The following is a 15,376-nucleotide window of genomic DNA, read 5'->3' as shown; positions in this document are numbered from 1 at the left end:
AATCCAACGCGGTGCATGGCACCGGCTGCGCCGGTGTTCGCGGCTAAAGCCCCACAGTGTCCCTGCCAATTCAATGAGTTATGGGCAGTTCTATGGAAGCGGCCGGGCATGCCAGTCATCTGGGTGGAAGAGGCCATAACCCACTGAGGTCCAGGGTTTCCAGCACCAACTCCGGCTCCCCCTGCGGCCAGCGCTGCAGCAACTCTGCTGCCGCGCTCTCCGGTGTCCATGCCTCCGGTATTGCCGGCGCCGACGTTACCGGCGTTTTCAGCGACTGCGGCCCCACTACCGTGAACGTAACCCCATGCGCTTTCAGCGCGTTACGCTGTTCGCGCACCCACTGTGGAATATTGTTCCACCCCGCAGTCGTCTGCGTCGGCGCATACAACTGCAACGCCGAGTAGCGGTTGAACACCGCCATCACCTGCGGCGAATCACCCTTGGCCAGCAACGGCAATGCACTGGCCAGGCAATGTTCGGTAGCCAGCTGGTTGCTGGTGACGATCGCCTCGATCAGCTCGTTGTCGGCCACATCGTCAGCCAGGTAGTCACTGGTCCCGGCGTTGATGACCAACCCGTCCAGCCCACACCAGGCATGGCAGATCTGCTGGGCGGCACTCGCCGCCTGCTGTTCTTCATGCAACTGCCACGGCAAGCGCAACAACAGGCTGCCGTGCTTCACTGCCAGTGCCTCCAGCACCTGGTCATCCTTGCCACTAACTGCAACCCGATGCCCTTGTGCAAGCATCTGTTCCACCAAAGCCAAGCCTAGTCCGTTGCTTGCGCCTGTAACCCAAAACCTGCGTGAGTTAGTCAAGACGTTGTCCCCTGTTACTGCCGGCGTGGCAGGCCTTTGAAGGCCTCCAGTGCACGCTGGCGACTGCTGCTGAGATCGACCATTGGGCTTGGATACAAATTATTATCAAAAAGATCATTCGACTTCACCGGTTGGTGAACTGTTTTTTCATCAAGCTCCTTTAATTCCGGCACCCAGTGACGAATGAAACGCCCCTCCGGATCGAACCGCTGCGACTGCGATACCGGGTTGAAGATACGGAAATAGGGCACTGCGTCAGTGCCGGTAGATGCGCTCCACTGCCAGCCGCCGTTGTTGGCGGCCAGGTCGCCGTCTATCAGGTGGCGCATGAAATGCCGCTCGCCCTTGCGCCAGTCGATCAGCAGGTTCTTGCTGAGGAACATGGCCACGACCATGCGCAGGCGGTTATGCATCCAGCCTGTGTGCAAGAGTTGGCGCATGGCGGCATCGATGATCGGGAAGCCGGTACGGCCCTGTTCCCACGCCTCCAGGTCTGCCGGGGCATCACGCCAGGGCAGGGCCTCGGTATGGGCGCGGAAGGCGCGATGGCGCGAGACCTGTGGATAACCCTGCAGGATGTGTTTGTAGAATTCGCGCCAGAGCAGTTCGTTGATCCAGGTCTGCACGCCGGTGCTGCCGCTGTCGAATTCGCCCCGGTTGCTGGCCAGGGCGCCATGCAGGCACTGGCGCGGCGAGATCACGCCAGCCGCCAGGTAGGTGGAGAGCTGGCTGGTACCGGGCTTTGCCGGCAGGTCGCGCAACTGCTGGTAGTCGTCGATGGTTTCGTCGAGAAAGCGCGACAACCGCCGCTGCGCCTCGGCTTCGCCCGCCGGCCAATGCTCACGCAATGCACGCGCGGTTTTTTCGAAGCCCTCGATGTGTTGAGGGATCGGGTCGCTGTCGATCTGCAGCGGTGCCTGGCGTTTCACTCGATGGGCCAAGGCCGGCAGGCTGCGGTGCAGGTGCTCGAGGCAGGTCTTCTTGAACTGGCTGAACACCTGGAAGTAGTCGCCACTGCGGGTCAGGATGGTGCCCGGGCGGAAGAACAGCTGGTCGAGGTGGCTGTGGGCCTGGATTGACGACTTCTCCAGCAGCGCGCGGGTGGCATCGTCGCGCTGTTGTTCGTTGATGCCGTACTCCTCGTTCCAGTGCACGCTCTGCACCTGGTGCTGGCGACACACATCAAGCACCGCCTGGGGCGCTTGGGCCCAGGTATCGACCTTGCGGATCAGCAACGGGATGTTCAGTTTTTCCAGCGATTGACGCAGATCGCGCAGGTTGCGCAACCAGAAGTCGACCTTGCAGTCGGCATCGTCGTGGGCCTGCCATTGCCCGGGGCTGACCAGCCACAGGGCCAAAGTCGGGCCGCGTTCGGCAGCAGTGCTGAGCGCGGTGTTGTCATCGATGCGCAGGTCACTGCGCAGCCAGGTCAGGTGCATGGGGCAATTATCTCTACAGGCTGGCGGTCATGGGCTTGAAGCAAGCGCAATGCCGCCTGCGGGGTATCGAACAGGAAAAGTTCAGGCAACTGCGCTCGCTTCAGGCTGGCTTCGTGCAGGGCAACCATGTTGCCGCCCAGCAGCTTCGGGCCTGGCACGCCCTGCAGGGTGCGCAGCAGCGCCTTGTCGTCGATGCGCGGCCCCAGGTGCAGGAGCACGGCGCGTGGTTTGAAGGTGCTGATGGCGCTGAGCAGTTGCGGGCCGCTGACAGGTTGCTCGAGCACCTCGACCGGGAAGCCATTGCTGGTGAACAACCAGGCGCACAACCACAGCCCGGGGCTGAAGGTGCGCTCGCTGTCTTCGGCCAGTAACACGGCGGGGCCTTGCAGCAACTGGTTGTCGTGGTACACGCGGGCGCCGAGCTTGCTGCGCAGCCAGCTGTGGAAAAACACCTGCTCCAGCCGCGCATTGAAGTAGTTGTGCCAGCGCAGGTCGAACAGGTCGAGCAACGGCAACAGCAACTGCTCACAGAGGGTGACGGCGGGGTACAGGGCCATGGCCTGGTTGAGTTGTTGGTCGAGGGTACGCTGTGACAGGTTGGCGATGGCTTCAACCAGCTGCAATTGCCGGGACTGCCAGTCACCTTTGGGCGGCGTGCTGGCTGGCTTGTCGAGCAGCTCGCGCACCTGGCCGACGGACGCGCCACGCTGCAGCCAGGCCAGGATCGCCTCGACGCGTTCGACCTGTTCCTGCGGGTACAGGCGATGCCCCTTTGCGGTGCGCTGGGGTTTCAGCAAACCATAACGGCGCTCCCATGCACGCAGCGTGACAGGGTTCACGCCGGTGCGCCGTGCCAGTTCGCCAATCGGCAACAGCGCATCAGACGGCATTGCGCAGGCCCAGGCTTTCGGGGTGCGGCTGCAGGTACGCCTGCTGCTGCAGGTACGGGTCGGGGTGCTTGCGCAAATGGTGCTTGAGCAGGGTCAACGGCACCACCAGCGGTACCACGCCCTGCTGGTACTGGCCGATGATCGTTTGCAGCTCGGCCTTGTCCTGCGGCGTGAGGGCATCCTTGAAATAGCCGCTGAGGTGCTGCAGCACGTTGCAGTGGGTACCGCGGCTGGCACAACGGCGCAGCGCCTGCATCAACTGGCTGAAGTAGTGCGGGCCGAGGGTGTGCGGGTCGGCGTCCTTGCCCATGCTGCCAAGCAGGCGCCCGAGGGCGCGATACGCCAGGGGGTTGTTGGCCATCAACAGGTACTTGTAGCGCGAATGGAAATGCACCAGGGCACCACGGCTGAGGCCTTCGGCCAGCAGGCGTTGCCAGTCGGCGTAGGCATACACGCGGCTGATGAAGTTCTCGCGCAGCACGGGATCGTGCAGGCGGCCTTCCTCTTCAACCGGCAGGTCCGGGCGCAGTGCGCAGAACGCCTGGGCATAAACCCCGCGGCCACCGTGCAGGGCAGGGTGGCCATTGTCCTGATACACCTTGACCCGCTCCAGGCCGCAGGAGGGGGATTTCTGCATGAAGATGTAGCCGCAGATGTCGCCGAGCTGGCTGGCCATCTGCTCGCCATAGGTGCGTAGCGGAGCGGTCAGGTCCATGCCCGGGTTACGCGTGCCGACCACTTGCGGTTGTTCTGGGTTGCCGACCAGGCGGATCGGGTCGCGTGGCACGCCCAGGCCGATGGCCACTTCCGGGCAAACCGGTAACCATTCGAAGTGTTCTTCCAACTGCATACGGCACAGGTCAGAGGCCTTGTGGCCGCCGTTGTAGCGCACGCTGTGCCCGGTCAGGCAGGCGCTGATGGCGATACGCGGCTTGCTGTGAGCGGACGGGTCGTGCATGGCTGTCTCCGGAAACCTGTACGTGACTAAAATCTTGTACAGGTTTATTCCAGCACAGCACTGACGTTATGCAAACCAGTATTTTTGTATAGTGCTACATCACTCCAGGTGTTCGAGCAGCCGCCGTGCCGCTTCCTGACCACTTAGCCAGGCACCTTCGACGCGCCCCGACAGGCACCAGTCGCCGCAGGCGTACAGGCCTTGGTCGGCATCGGCCAGCGCGCCCCATTCATGGACGCTGCTGGGGCGGGCGTACAGCCAGCGGTGGGCCAGGGCAAAGGTGGGGGCCGGTACCACGCAGCCAACAAGCTCGGCGAACTCGCCCCACAGGTGTTCGATGACTTCTTCCTTGGGCAGGTCGATGTGCTGCCGGCTCCAGTCTGACGTGGCGTGCAGTACCCAGGTGTCGAGCTGCTCGTCACGGCCAGGCTTGCTGCGGTTGCGGGCCAGCCAGTCCAGTGGGTTGTCCTGTACGAAGCAGCCTTGCATCGGCGTGTCCAGCGCTGCCTGGAATGCCAGGGCAACGGCCCAGGTGGGCTCCATCTGCACACCGGCAGCCACCGCCGCCAGTTTCGGGGTTGCGGCCAGCAGAGGCGTGGCCTGGGGGGCCGGCACGGCAATCACTACGCGGCTGTAAGGGCCGTGGCTGCAGCCTTCGGTGTCCTGCAGGTGCCAGTACTGCTTGCCGCGGAACACCTCGGCAATACGGCAGCCGAAGTTGACCGTCACGTCCTTGAGCAGGCCACGGGTGATGGCGCTCATGCGGGGTACGCCGACCCAGCGCGTCTGCTCGTCGGGGGAGGGGCTGAGGGTGCCACCGTGGTAGTTGTACAGCTGTGGTTTCCACTGTTCGGCCCAGCCGGCAGCGACCCATTGCTGCACCTGGTCGACAAAGCGCCGGTCACGGGCGGTGAAGTACTGGGCACCGAGGTCGAGCGCACCCGCCTCGCTGCGCTTGCTGGCCATGCGCCCGCCACTGCCGTGGCCTTTGTCGAACAAATGCACGGATTGCCCGGCCTTCTGCAAGGCCTGGGCGGCTGACAAGCCGGCGATACCGGCCCCGATGATGGCAATAGGTACTGTCATGATGGCCTCTTCAAACCTTGCTGTGAGCAGACTACGCTGTCAGGCAAACCTGTACAATGCACAACTTTTGTATAAGGTTATTCCCTGTTAAGGGGCAGGTTGGCCTATGTTTATCCGAGAGCGTCGGGTCAAAAAAGTGCCTTGTTGTTAAAAATAGACCACCGCCGCATTCTGCGAGGACACAGCCATGCATATATTGCTGACAGGCGGCACCGGGTTGATTGGCAAGCACCTGTGCCAGTACTGGCTAGGCCAGGGCCATCGGCTGACGGTGTGGAGCCGGCGACCTGAGCAGGTGCCGAGAATTTGCGGTGCGGGCGTGCGTGGCATCGCCCGCCTGGAGCAACTGGAAGCTGACGATCACCTCGATGCGGTCGTCAACCTGGCTGGCGCTCCGATTGCCGACCGGCCCTGGACGGCAGCCCGGCGCAACCTGCTGTGGGCCAGCCGTATCACGCTCACTGAGCAGTTGCTGGCTTGGCTGGGTGCCCGTGAGCAGCGCCCGGAAGTGTTGATATCCGGCTCGGCAGTGGGGTGGTACGGTGATGGTGGCGAGCGTGAGCTGACCGAGGCCGCAGCGCCCGTGCGTGAAGACTTCGCCAGCCAGTTGTGCATTGCCTGGGAAGAAACGGCGCAGCGCTCGCAGGCCCAGGGCATCCGCGTGGTGCTGGTGCGTACCGGGTTGGTGCTGGCCAGCGATGGCGGCTTTTTGTCGCGCCTGCGGGTGCCCTTCAAACTGGGGCTGGGCGGGCCGTTGGGCAATGGTCGGCAGTGGATGCCGTGGGTCCATATAGACGACCAGATCGCCCTGATTGATTTTCTCTTGCAGCACAAGGATGCCAGCGGTCCTTATAATGCCTGCGCGCCCGAGCCCGTGCGCAACCGCGAATTTGCCCGGTGCCTGGGCCGCACCCTGCATCGGCCGGCGCTGCTACCGGTGCCGGCGCTGTTGCTCAAGGCTGGCCTGGGCGAGCTGTCGACCTTGCTGCTGGGCGGCCAGCGGGCGCGCCCGGTGCGCCTGCTGGCGGCAGGCTTCACGTTCCGCTTCAACGATCTGCAATCGGCCCTGGACGACTTGTCCAGCCGCCTCTGACATAGGACGCTGCATGACCGATCACGCCCTGCTGCTGGTCAACCTGGGTTCCCCGGCCTCCACCTCGGTGGCCGATGTGCGCCGTTACCTCAACCAGTTCCTCATGGACCCCTACGTGATCGACCTGCCGTGGCCGGTGCGGCGCCTGCTGGTATCGCTGATTCTGGTCAAGCGCCCGGAGCAGTCCGCGCATGCCTATGGCTCGATCTGGTGGGAGGAGGGCTCGCCTCTGGTGGTGCTGACCCGCCGGCTGCAGGCCGCGATGGTCGAGCACTGGCCACATGGCCCGGTGGAAATTGCCATGCGTTATGGCCAGCCAGCCTTGCCCGAGGTGCTGAAGCGCCTGGCAGCACAAGGCGTGCGCAAGGTGACCCTGGCGCCGCTTTATCCACAGTTCGCCGACAGCACGGTGACCACTGTAGTGGAGCTGGCAAAGCAGACCATCAGCGCGCACCAGTTGCCGTTGCAGATGCGCGTGCTGCAGCCGTTTTATGAACACCCTGATTACATCGATGCCTTGGTGGCCAGCGCCAGGCCGTACCTGCAGCAGGATTACGACCACCTGCTGCTGAGCTTCCACGGGTTGCCGGAGCGGCACCTGAAAAAGCTCGACCCGACTGGCAAGCATGATTTCCAGGCCGCCGACTGCTGCAAGGATGCCAGCACCGAAATGCGCGCGGTGTGCTACCGCGGCCAGTGCCTGGCCACGGCCAAGGCCTTTGCCCAGAAAATGGGCATACCGGATGGCAAGTGGTCGGTGTCTTTCCAGTCACGGCTGGGGCGGGCCAAGTGGATCGAGCCGTATACCGAGGCGCGGCTGGACGAGCTGGCCAAGGCGGGGGTGAAGAAGCTGCTGGTGATGTGCCCGGCGTTCGTGGCCGATTGCATCGAGACCCTGGAAGAGATCGGCATGCGCGGCAGCGAGCAGTTTGTCGAGGCTGGCGGGCGGGAGCTGGTGCTGGTGCCGTGCCTGAATGATCACCCGGAGTGGGTGAGGGTGTTGGCTGATATGTGCGAAAAGGCCTGACTTACAGGTTGCCTGTACCGGCCTCTTCGCGGGTAAACCCGCTCCCACAGGTATAGCGTTAACCTAGGGGAAACGGGAAACCTGTAGGAGCGGGTTTACCCGCGAAGAGGCCGCATCAGGCTAAAACCAACTCAAGGCAACTGGTCATCCAGCTTCTTGTGCTTCCAGCCATCATTGCCCGGCAAGATCAGGTTCAGCGCAATCGCCACGATGGCGCACAGGGCAATACCCTTCAGACCCCAGTCATCCGGGCCATCACCGCTGCCGATCAGTACACCACCGATACCGAACACCAAGGTCACCGAAACGATTACCAGGTTGCGTGCCTCGGCGAGGTCGATCTTGTGGCGGATCATGGTGTTCATGCCCACGGCGGCGATCGAGCCGAACAGCAGGCACAGGATGCCGCCCATCACCGGTACCGGAATGCTTTGCAGCAGCGCGCCGAACTTGCCGATGAACGCCAGGGTGATGGCGAACACCGCCGCCCAGGTCATGATCTTCGGGTTGTAGTTCTTGGTCAGCATCACCGCACCGGTCACTTCGGCGTAGGTGGTGTTGGGCGGGCCGCCGAACAGGCCGGCTGCCGTGGTGGCCAGGCCGTCACCCAGCAGGGTGCGGTGCAGGCCGGGCTTTTTCAGGTAGTCACGGCCCGTCACGCTGCCGACCGCGATAACCCCGCCGATATGCTCGATCGCCGGAGCCAGGGCTACCGGGACGATGAACAGGATGGCCTGCCAGTTGAACGCTGGCGCGGTGAAGCTGGGGATCTCCAGCCAGGGGGCAGCGGCAATCTTCGCCGTGTCGACCACGCCAAAGGCGAACGACAAGGCAAAACCCACCAGCACGCCAGAGATGATCGGTACCAGGCGGAAGATGCCTTTGCCGAACACGGCGACGATCAGGGTCGTCAGCAGCGCCGGCATGGAAATCAGCATGGCAGTCTTGTACGGCATCAATGCAGCGCCGTCTCCACCTTTGCCCATCGCCATGTTGGCGGCGATCGGCGCCATGGCCAGGCCGATGGAGATGATCACAGGGCCGATCACCACCGGTGGCAGCATGCGGTCGATGAACCCGGTGCCCTTGATTTTCACCATCAGGCCCATGAAGGTGTACACGAAGCCTGCGGCCATCACGCCGCCCATGGTCTCGGCCAGGCCGAACTGGCCCTTGGCGAGAATGATCGGGGTGATGAAGGCAAAGCTCGACGCCAGGAACACCGGTACCTGGCGGCCGGTGACCAGCTGGAACAGCAAGGTGCCGATGCCGGCGGTGAACAGCGCGACGTTCGGGTCGAGGCCGGTGATCAGGGGCATCAGCACCAGCGCGCCGAATGCCACGAAGAGCATCTGCGCGCCCGAAACGACCTGGCGCCAGAGCGGGTCGTTGAAGCCGTCCTGCATGGTCAGGCGTCCTTTTGCTTGGTGCCGAAGATCTTGTCACCGGCATCGCCCAGGCCCGGCACGATATAACCGTGTTCATTCAGGCGCTGGTCGACCGAGGCGGTGTAGATCTGCACGTCCGGGTGGGCTGTTTCCACCGCGGCGATACCTTCTGGTGCGGCGACCAGGACCATGGCGCGGATCTCTTTGCAGCCGGCCTTTTTCAGCAGGTCGATGGTGGCGACCATCGAGGCGCCAGTGGCCAGCATCGGGTCGATGATCAGGGCCAGGCGCTGGTTGATGTCCGGCGCGAGCTTTTCCAGGTAGGTGTGGGCTTCGAGGGTTTCTTCGTTACGGGCAACGCCGACGGCGCTGACCTTGGCACCCGGGATCAGGCTGAGCACGCCGTCGAGCATGCCGATGCCGGCACGCAGGATCGGTACTACAGTGATCTTCTTGCCGGCGATCTTTTCCACCGAGACCTTGCCACACCAGCCGTCGATCTCGTAGGTTTCGAGTGGCAGATCCTGGGTGGCTTCATAGGTCAGGAGCGCGCCGACTTCCTGGGCGAGTTCGCGAAAATTCTTGGTGCTGATATCGGCACGGCGCATCAGGCCGAGCTTGTGGCGGATCAGCGGGTGGCGGATCTCACGAGTGGGCATAGGGGGGCTCCGAAAGGCGGGCAAAAAAACCGCGCTAGAGTAATCTATTCAGCCTGTGATGTCGTCTGGTCATTCTGGACATTAGTCCATAAATGCTTGATCTGTGACGAGCGGATGCGTACCTTTGCCCGCTTTTCCAAAATGCACCCCCCGGAGAGCGCCATGTCCGCCGATCTCGAGCATATCCGTCAAGTCATGCGTGAAGCTGACTGCCTGTACACCGAAGCCGAAGTCGAAGCGGCCATCGCCAACGTCGGCGAGCAGATCTGCAAAGACCTGCACGACAAGAACCCGGTGGTGTTCTGCGTGATGAACGGCGGCCTGATCTTCTCTGGCAAGCTGCTGACTCACCTGCAGTTCCCGCTGGAGGCTTCTTACCTGCACGCCACCCGCTACCGCAACCAGACCAGCGGCGGTGAGCTGTTCTGGAAGGCCAAGCCGGAAGTGTCGTTCATCGACCGCGACGTGTTGATCGTCGACGACATCCTCGACGAAGGCCACACCCTCAGCGCCATCATCGAGTTCTGCAAGCATGCCGGCGCGCGTTCGGTGCATACCGCCGTGCTGATCGACAAGGACCACGACCGCAAGGCCAGCCCGGAGCTCAAGGCAAACTACGTGGGTCTGCCCTGCGTCGACCGTTACATCTTCGGTTACGGCATGGACTACAAAGGCTACTGGCGCAACGCCAACGGCATCTTTGCCGTCAAGGGGCTGTGACCATGCGCCAGCCTGCGTTCATCGACCAATCGCTGTTCGCCGGGCTGGCCGAAAAGGCTGCTGCCAACCCGCGTGGGCGCCAGCACCATAACTTCCATGCAATGGAAGAGCCCTGCCACCGCATGGCGGTCGGGCTGCAGCCAAACACCGGTCAACTGTAGGAGCGGCCTTGTGTCGCGATAGGGCCGCATCGCGGCCCCGTCAATCTCTGTGGCGAAGCTGCAATCGAGGGGCTGCTGCGCAGCCCGATCGCGACACAAGGCCGCTCCTACAAGTGGCTGTGCAGGCCGTGCTAGAGTGCTCCTTCATAAAAGGAGCCTCACATGCGTGCGATTCTTCCCCTGCTGCTGGCCGTCAGCCTGCCACTCGCCGCCGCCCCCCTGCACAGCCAGTTCCTGCCACCTGACGACCTGTCCCTGCGCCAGGAAGCACCAACCAGCCAGCAACTGCTGCAAGTAACCGACTACTCGGTAGTGGTCGGGGCCCAGCGTCAGTCCGACCAGCAGCCGATCCCGATCACGTCGTCGCTGCAGGTGCGGCTCAAAGGCAAACCGCTGAGCAAGGGCGCGACCATTGCCCAGGTGCTGCTGACCTTCGACGGCGAAGCCGCCAAGAGCCTGAAGAAGCCCGTGTACGACGAGAAGGCCCGTACCTTGAGTCTGAATTACCCGCTCAGCGACTACCGGGTGATCATGGACCTGCTGCGTAACGAAACCCTGTATGTACAGTTTCTTACCTACGGCAACGGCCACATCTGGGCCGACCTGCACACCGGAACCGTACGTACGCGTTGAGGCACGCGGCCTGCGGGGGGTACACTGCCGGCCTTCGAAATTCCGTGATGGTCCAGTTGGAGTCGGCAATGCGTAAAGACAAGAAACAGGTAATCGGTGACGAAATCAGCGACGACTACATCAAGTCGTTCCTTCAGTTCGAGCCGGCCGATGGCGTGACTTCGCCGTCGCTGCACAAGCTGGTCAAGGCCTACCGCGGCCTGCGCGTCGACGACTTCGAGCGCTTTGTCGGCTTCTTCGTCGAAGCGGGCCTGGACCTGGATGGCAAGGACGAGCACGGCAAGACCTTCGTCGAGCAGATTGCCGACCAGCGCAATGCGCCTGAGTATGTCGAGATCATCGCTAACGCCCGTGGCTGATTTGTAAGCCTGTACCGGCCCTTTCGCGGCTAAAGCCGCTCCTGCAAAGACCACCTATCCATTGTAGGAGCGGCTTTAGCCGCGAAGAGGCCGGTACAGGCTGACAAAGATCCAGGCACAAAAAACGCCCCGAGGGGCGTTTTTGCGTTACCGGCCGGCTCAGGCGTAATGCTTGGCCGCCGGGCTGCTTTCTGCCAGGTCCAGCGCCACGTCGTTGTCGGCACTGATCTTGTGGTACAGGGCCGCATCGGTCGCCAGGGTCTTCTCGCGTGCCGGGAAGATTTCCTTGAGTTTGGCAGCCCAGGCACCTTTGGCCTGCTCTGGGAAGCAGCGCTCGATCAGTTCCAGCATGATCGACACGGTCACCGAAGCACCCGGCGAAGCGCCGAGCAGCGCAGCCAGGCTGCCGTCCTGGGCCGAGACCAGCTCGGTACCGAACTGCAGCACGCCGCCTTTCTTCGGGTCTTTCTTGATGATCTGCACGCGCTGACCGGCCACTTCCAGGCGCCAGTCTTCGGCCTTGGCCTGCGGGTAGAAGCGACGCAGTGCTTCCAGGCGTTGCTCCATCGACTGCATCACTTCGCTGACCAGGTACTTGGTCAGGTCCATGTTGTCGCGGGCCACGGCCAGCATCGGGCCGATGTTGCCCATGCGCACCGACAGCGGCAGGTCCATCAGCGAGCCATGCTTGAGGAACTTGGTGGTGAAGCCGGCATACGGGCCGAACAGCAGCGAAGTCTTGCCGTCCACGACGCGGGTGTCCAGGTGCGGCACCGACATCGGTGGGGCACCCACTGCAGCCTGGCTATAGACCTTGGCCTGGTGCTGCTTGACGATTTCCGGGTTGTCGCAACGCAGCCACTGGCCGCTGACCGGGAAGCCGCCGAAGCCTTTGCTTTCCGGGATGCCGGACAATTGCAGCAGCGGCAGGGCCGCGCCACCGGCGCCGAGGAACACGAAGCGGGCGTCCACTTCACGGCTGCCGCCGCTGTTGACGTCCTTTATGCTCACGGTCCAGCCGCTGCCGTTACGGCGCAGGCCAACGACCTTCTTGCTGTACTTGACCTGCGCGTCCGGCGAGTCGCCCAGCAGCTTGAGCAGCTTGTTGGTCAGGGCGCCGAAGTTGACGTCGGTGCCTTTGGCCACGCGGGTTGCGGCAATGTGCTGGTCGGCCGGGCGGCCAGGCATCATCAGCGGCATCCAGTCGTTCATCACCGCCTTGTCTTCGGTGTATTCCATGTCGGCGAAGGCGTGGTGCTGCTTGAGCAGCTCGAAGCGCTTCTTGAGGAAGGAAACACCCTTGTCACCTTCGACGTAGCTCAGGTGCGGGACAGGGTTGATGAACGCACGCGCCGAGCCGAAGTTGCCCTTCTTGCTCAGGTAGGCCCAGAACTGGCGCGAGACCTCGAACTGGGTGTTGATGTGCACGGCCTTCTTGATGTCGATGCTGCCATCGGCGGCCTGCGGCGTGTAGTTCAGCTCGCACAGGCCAGCGTGGCCGGTACCTGCGTTGTTCCAGGGGTTGGAGCTTTCCGCGGCTCCGGAGTCCATCGCCTCGACGACCTCAAGCTTCAGGGTCGGGTCAAGCTCCTTGAGCAGTACGGCCAGGGTGGCACTCATGATGCCCGCGCCTACCAGTACTACATCAACCGATTCGTTCTGCGCCATTTAACGCGTCTCCACAATCTACAGCTACCTAATTGACAGCATAGGACCTGGGTTCGCCAGGGTCGCCATGTCCGACTTTTCGCAGTTCTTGCAACTTCCGCGGACACCGCCAATCAGTCTTCGGGTTCGGGTATTGAACGCCGTTTGCCACAGGTGCGGCAATTCGACTTATGGTCAAGGTGTCGTGCGTGCGTTATGGAACGGTTCAGACACTCATACGGGATGAGCGCATTTGCCGCCTGTTCAGGGCTGTTCGGGACACATCTGCCGCTTTTGCACATGCCAGACTGTTCATTTGCTCGCCACACTCTTGTGAAGTTGTGAAAACCGTTTTTTCACGCTCTTTTGGAGACGTGAACCTCAAAAGGGGACTGCGCGATGGCAACCCGCAGGTTCATGCAGTGTGAAGGGCCGGAAAAGCAGGCACGACAGCCGATGCAAGACCTGAGTGGAAGGCTCTCTGTGGGCGAAGCGGTGAAGTTGCCGGGGTCAATCGGCGAATGCGGGGCCCGATCAGGAGACGTCCTTATAATCGGGGGGAGATTATAGCGATGTCGCGGGCAGAAATGTCGCCATTCGTGGTTTTTATTGCAGCGTTTGTCAGGCTGCGAGGATGCGCTGGTGCCAGCGGCGGCTTGCGCGGGCGCAAACCCGGGCGCTGGCGGGCAGTTCGCGGCCCAGCCAGGCCAGCTGGATTTCGTCGATCTGCACCCAGCCGCTACCGCTTGGCGCCTGGCTGCATTGCTTGAACGCCAGGCATTTGCCTTCGCCATCAAGGCGGGCATAGGCGTTGTGGCGCGGGCGTTGGAAGAGCAGAGTCCAGAGCGAGGCCATGGCGACGAGTCCTTTGCGTTAGGGCTTGGCGCAAGGATAAGGGCATGGCCATGAAACGATTGTGACAAGCGCGCCGGGCCGATGACTGGTCGATGCGTGGCTGGGTATACTGTGGGCCTTTGCCGCATTTTCTGGAGAAACGCGCATGTTGCAACGTCTGTTGTTCGGTTTGCTTGCCGTGGCCAGCCTCAGCCTGGTCGGTTGTGCCCACAGCCCGCAACAACTCAACCCGCAACCCACGCTCAAGGCCCAGCTCGCCCCGGTCGGTCATGGCCAGCCAGTGGTGGTCCGGGTAGTTGACGGTCGTCCTTCGCAGTCGCTGGGCACTCGCGGTGGCATGTACCCTGAGACCAGCACCATCAGCGTCAGTGGTAACGACATCGTGCCCAAGCTGCAGGCCCAGGCAGAAGCCGCCGTGCGCCTGCTCGGCTTCACCCCGACGCCGAACGCCGGCAACGCACCGCAGCTGACCGTGACCCTGGCCGAGCTGAAGTACCAGTCGCCGAAAGACAACCTGTACGTGACCGAGGCCACCATCGGCGCTACCTTCCGCGCCGACGTGACCAATGGCGGGCGCAGCTACAATGGTCGTTACGGTGCTTCGCTGGACCAGCGTTTCGGCATGGCGCCGAACCAGGACACCAACACCCAGCTGGTGGGTGATGTGCTGAGCGATGCGCTGACCCGCTTGTTCAAAGACCCGACCATTGGTCAGGTGCTGGGGCAGTAAGCCTCAGGTTGGATAAAGAAAACCCGCTGCCTGTGTTCGGTCAGCGGGTTTTTTGTTGCCTGTACCGGCCTCTTCGCGGGTGAACCCGCTCCTACAAGGATTACACCAGGCCCACGGGCGGTGAAACCCTTGTAGGAGCGGGTTTACCCGCGAAGAGGCCATAACAGGCTTACGCAGCTTCTATATGAAAATCCAGCAAACTGAAACCGGTCCCGGCATCCACCTCCGGCAAATCCTCATGCACATGCCCACCCAGCGCACAATAGACCAGCCACTGGCGGTCCTGCACATTGATGGCAAAACCATCGATCAGCGCCTGTTGTTCATCGCTCTGGGCAACGAGGTAGAGGCGGTCCTGGTTTTCGGCGTGCAGCATGAACAAGCTCCGGGTCATGAAAAGGCCGACAGGGTGGCCTGTTCAGATGACGAGCGAATGACAGATGAAATTTAATGACAGTTTGTCGCCAAGGCCGGGCGCCAGAGGGCGACTTGGGTAGAATGCGGGCCTTTGCCGTCGCTTACACCGAGGTTGCGTGATGTCTTTGCAAGTGCTCTGGGGGTTCATGGCCGCCCATCCCACCAAGCTGATCAACCTGCTGGCGCTGCTGCTGACCTGCCCAGGCGGGTTGCTGCTGCACAGCGCACGGCGGCGCGAGGCCGAAACCCGCGAGAGCCTGGCGCTGGAGGAAGGGGTGGTGGACGCGTTCGACCTGCGGGTGCCCAAGTACTTCTACATTCTCGGGTTTGCTTGCCTGGCGATGGCGCTGCTGTTGTCCTGGTTCAGTACCTGGGTTTGAGATTTTGGGGCCGCTTCGCGCCCCATCGCGACGCAAGGCCGCTCCTACAGGGGGATCGCGGTCTCTTGTAGGAGCGGCCTTGAACTGGCCTAATGATCCCGGACACCTCTTAAGGGC

The 15,376-nt window shown here is 62.6% G+C and carries 17 protein-coding genes and 1 pseudogene; 8 read left to right on the top strand and 10 right to left on the bottom strand.

Annotation, left to right across the window (positions count from 1 at the left end; genetic code table 11):
- Nucleotides 1–115: 115 nt before the first annotated feature.
- The 5 genes from IAE39_RS26190 to IAE39_RS26170 form a co-directional block, all read right to left on the bottom strand.
- Nucleotides 116–817, bottom strand: coding sequence for an SDR family NAD(P)-dependent oxidoreductase (locus IAE39_RS26190; RefSeq protein ID WP_201207396.1), 702 nt, complete (start codon nucleotides 815–817; stop codon nucleotides 116–118).
- Nucleotides 818–831: 14 nt separating this feature from the next.
- Nucleotides 832–2,256, bottom strand: coding sequence for a deoxyribodipyrimidine photo-lyase (gene phrB / locus IAE39_RS26185; RefSeq protein WP_201207395.1), 1,425 nt, complete (start codon nucleotides 2,254–2,256; stop codon nucleotides 832–834).
- A complete protein-coding gene (locus tag IAE39_RS26180; RefSeq protein WP_201207394.1) occupies nucleotides 2,247–3,146 on the bottom strand; it encodes a MerR family transcriptional regulator in 900 nt (299 codons plus the stop codon). The genes phrB and IAE39_RS26180 overlap by 10 nt, the downstream gene beginning before the upstream one ends.
- Nucleotides 3,136–4,104 carry a YbgA family protein gene (locus IAE39_RS26175; RefSeq protein ID WP_201207393.1) on the bottom strand — a complete coding sequence of 323 codons (969 nt, stop codon included), beginning with the start codon at nucleotides 4,102–4,104 and terminating at the stop codon, nucleotides 3,136–3,138. The genes IAE39_RS26180 and IAE39_RS26175 overlap by 11 nt, the downstream gene beginning before the upstream one ends.
- 99 nt (nucleotides 4,105–4,203) lie before the next feature.
- Nucleotides 4,204–5,190: an NAD(P)/FAD-dependent oxidoreductase gene (locus tag IAE39_RS26170; protein WP_201207392.1), complete on the bottom strand. Its 987-nt coding sequence runs from the start codon at nucleotides 5,188–5,190 to the stop codon at nucleotides 4,204–4,206.
- Between the two features lie 187 nt (nucleotides 5,191–5,377).
- Here IAE39_RS26170 and IAE39_RS26165 point away from each other — a divergent pair, with 187 nt between their 5' ends.
- A complete protein-coding gene (locus IAE39_RS26165; protein WP_201207391.1) occupies nucleotides 5,378–6,283 on the top strand; it encodes a TIGR01777 family oxidoreductase in 906 nt (301 codons plus the stop codon).
- A gap of 13 nt (nucleotides 6,284–6,296) precedes the next feature.
- Nucleotides 6,297–7,310, top strand: coding sequence for a ferrochelatase (gene hemH / locus IAE39_RS26160; protein WP_201207390.1), 1,014 nt, complete (start codon nucleotides 6,297–6,299; stop codon nucleotides 7,308–7,310).
- A gap of 131 nt (nucleotides 7,311–7,441) precedes the next feature.
- Here hemH and IAE39_RS26155 read toward each other — a convergent pair whose 3' ends face one another.
- Both IAE39_RS26155 and upp read right to left on the bottom strand, forming a co-directional pair.
- Nucleotides 7,442–8,716 (bottom strand): uracil-xanthine permease family protein, encoded by a 1,275-nt coding sequence (locus tag IAE39_RS26155; RefSeq protein ID WP_201207389.1) that lies wholly within the window; start codon nucleotides 8,714–8,716, stop codon nucleotides 7,442–7,444.
- 2 nt (nucleotides 8,717–8,718) lie between these two features.
- Nucleotides 8,719–9,357: a uracil phosphoribosyltransferase gene (upp, locus tag IAE39_RS26150; protein WP_201207388.1), complete on the bottom strand. Its 639-nt coding sequence runs from the start codon at nucleotides 9,355–9,357 to the stop codon at nucleotides 8,719–8,721.
- Between the two features lie 162 nt (nucleotides 9,358–9,519).
- On the opposite strand from upp, the gene IAE39_RS26145 reads away from it, so the two are divergent.
- From IAE39_RS26145 to IAE39_RS26130, 4 genes and pseudogenes are all read left to right on the top strand, one after another.
- Nucleotides 9,520–10,077, top strand: a complete 558-nt coding sequence (locus IAE39_RS26145; protein WP_201207387.1) for a hypoxanthine-guanine phosphoribosyltransferase — start codon at nucleotides 9,520–9,522, stop codon at nucleotides 10,075–10,077.
- 2 nt (nucleotides 10,078–10,079) lie between these two features.
- A pseudogene (locus IAE39_RS26140) lies at nucleotides 10,080–10,226 on the top strand (WbuC family cupin fold metalloprotein); the annotation flags it as partial.
- A 174-nt stretch (nucleotides 10,227–10,400) separates the two neighbouring features.
- On the top strand, nucleotides 10,401–10,871 hold the full coding sequence (locus tag IAE39_RS26135; protein WP_201207386.1) for a hypothetical protein: 471 nt from the start codon (nucleotides 10,401–10,403) through the stop codon (nucleotides 10,869–10,871).
- A gap of 68 nt (nucleotides 10,872–10,939) precedes the next feature.
- Complete coding sequence (locus IAE39_RS26130; RefSeq protein WP_201207385.1) at nucleotides 10,940–11,230, top strand: PA4642 family protein; 291 nt, start codon at nucleotides 10,940–10,942, stop codon at nucleotides 11,228–11,230.
- Between the two features lie 159 nt (nucleotides 11,231–11,389).
- On the opposite strand, the gene mqo is transcribed toward IAE39_RS26130, so the two are convergent.
- Both mqo and IAE39_RS26120 read right to left on the bottom strand, forming a co-directional pair.
- Nucleotides 11,390–12,898 (bottom strand): malate dehydrogenase (quinone), encoded by a 1,509-nt coding sequence (mqo, locus tag IAE39_RS26125; protein WP_201207384.1) that lies wholly within the window; start codon nucleotides 12,896–12,898, stop codon nucleotides 11,390–11,392.
- Nucleotides 12,899–13,498: 600 nt separating this feature from the next.
- A complete protein-coding gene (locus IAE39_RS26120) occupies nucleotides 13,499–13,732 on the bottom strand; it encodes a hypothetical protein (protein ID WP_201207383.1) in 234 nt (77 codons plus the stop codon).
- A gap of 145 nt (nucleotides 13,733–13,877) precedes the next feature.
- On the opposite strand from IAE39_RS26120, the gene IAE39_RS26115 reads away from it, so the two are divergent.
- Nucleotides 13,878–14,462 (top strand): YajG family lipoprotein, encoded by a 585-nt coding sequence (locus IAE39_RS26115; RefSeq protein WP_201207382.1) that lies wholly within the window; start codon nucleotides 13,878–13,880, stop codon nucleotides 14,460–14,462.
- A 169-nt stretch (nucleotides 14,463–14,631) separates the two neighbouring features.
- On the opposite strand, the gene IAE39_RS26110 is transcribed toward IAE39_RS26115, so the two are convergent.
- Nucleotides 14,632–14,838, bottom strand: a complete 207-nt coding sequence (locus IAE39_RS26110) for a hypothetical protein (protein ID WP_003247353.1) — start codon at nucleotides 14,836–14,838, stop codon at nucleotides 14,632–14,634.
- Between the two features lie 160 nt (nucleotides 14,839–14,998).
- Here IAE39_RS26110 and IAE39_RS26105 point away from each other — a divergent pair, with 160 nt between their 5' ends.
- The gene (locus tag IAE39_RS26105) at nucleotides 14,999–15,259 is read left to right on the top strand and encodes a hypothetical protein (RefSeq protein ID WP_201207381.1); all 261 of its coding nucleotides are present in this window, start codon (nucleotides 14,999–15,001) and stop codon (nucleotides 15,257–15,259) included.
- The last annotated feature ends 117 nt before the right edge of the window (nucleotides 15,260–15,376 follow it).

This window comes from Pseudomonas sp. S37, assembly GCF_016658545.1.
Lineage (GTDB): Bacteria > Pseudomonadota > Gammaproteobacteria > Pseudomonadales > Pseudomonadaceae > Aquipseudomonas.
This window is presented reverse-complemented; position numbering and strand designations above follow the sequence as displayed.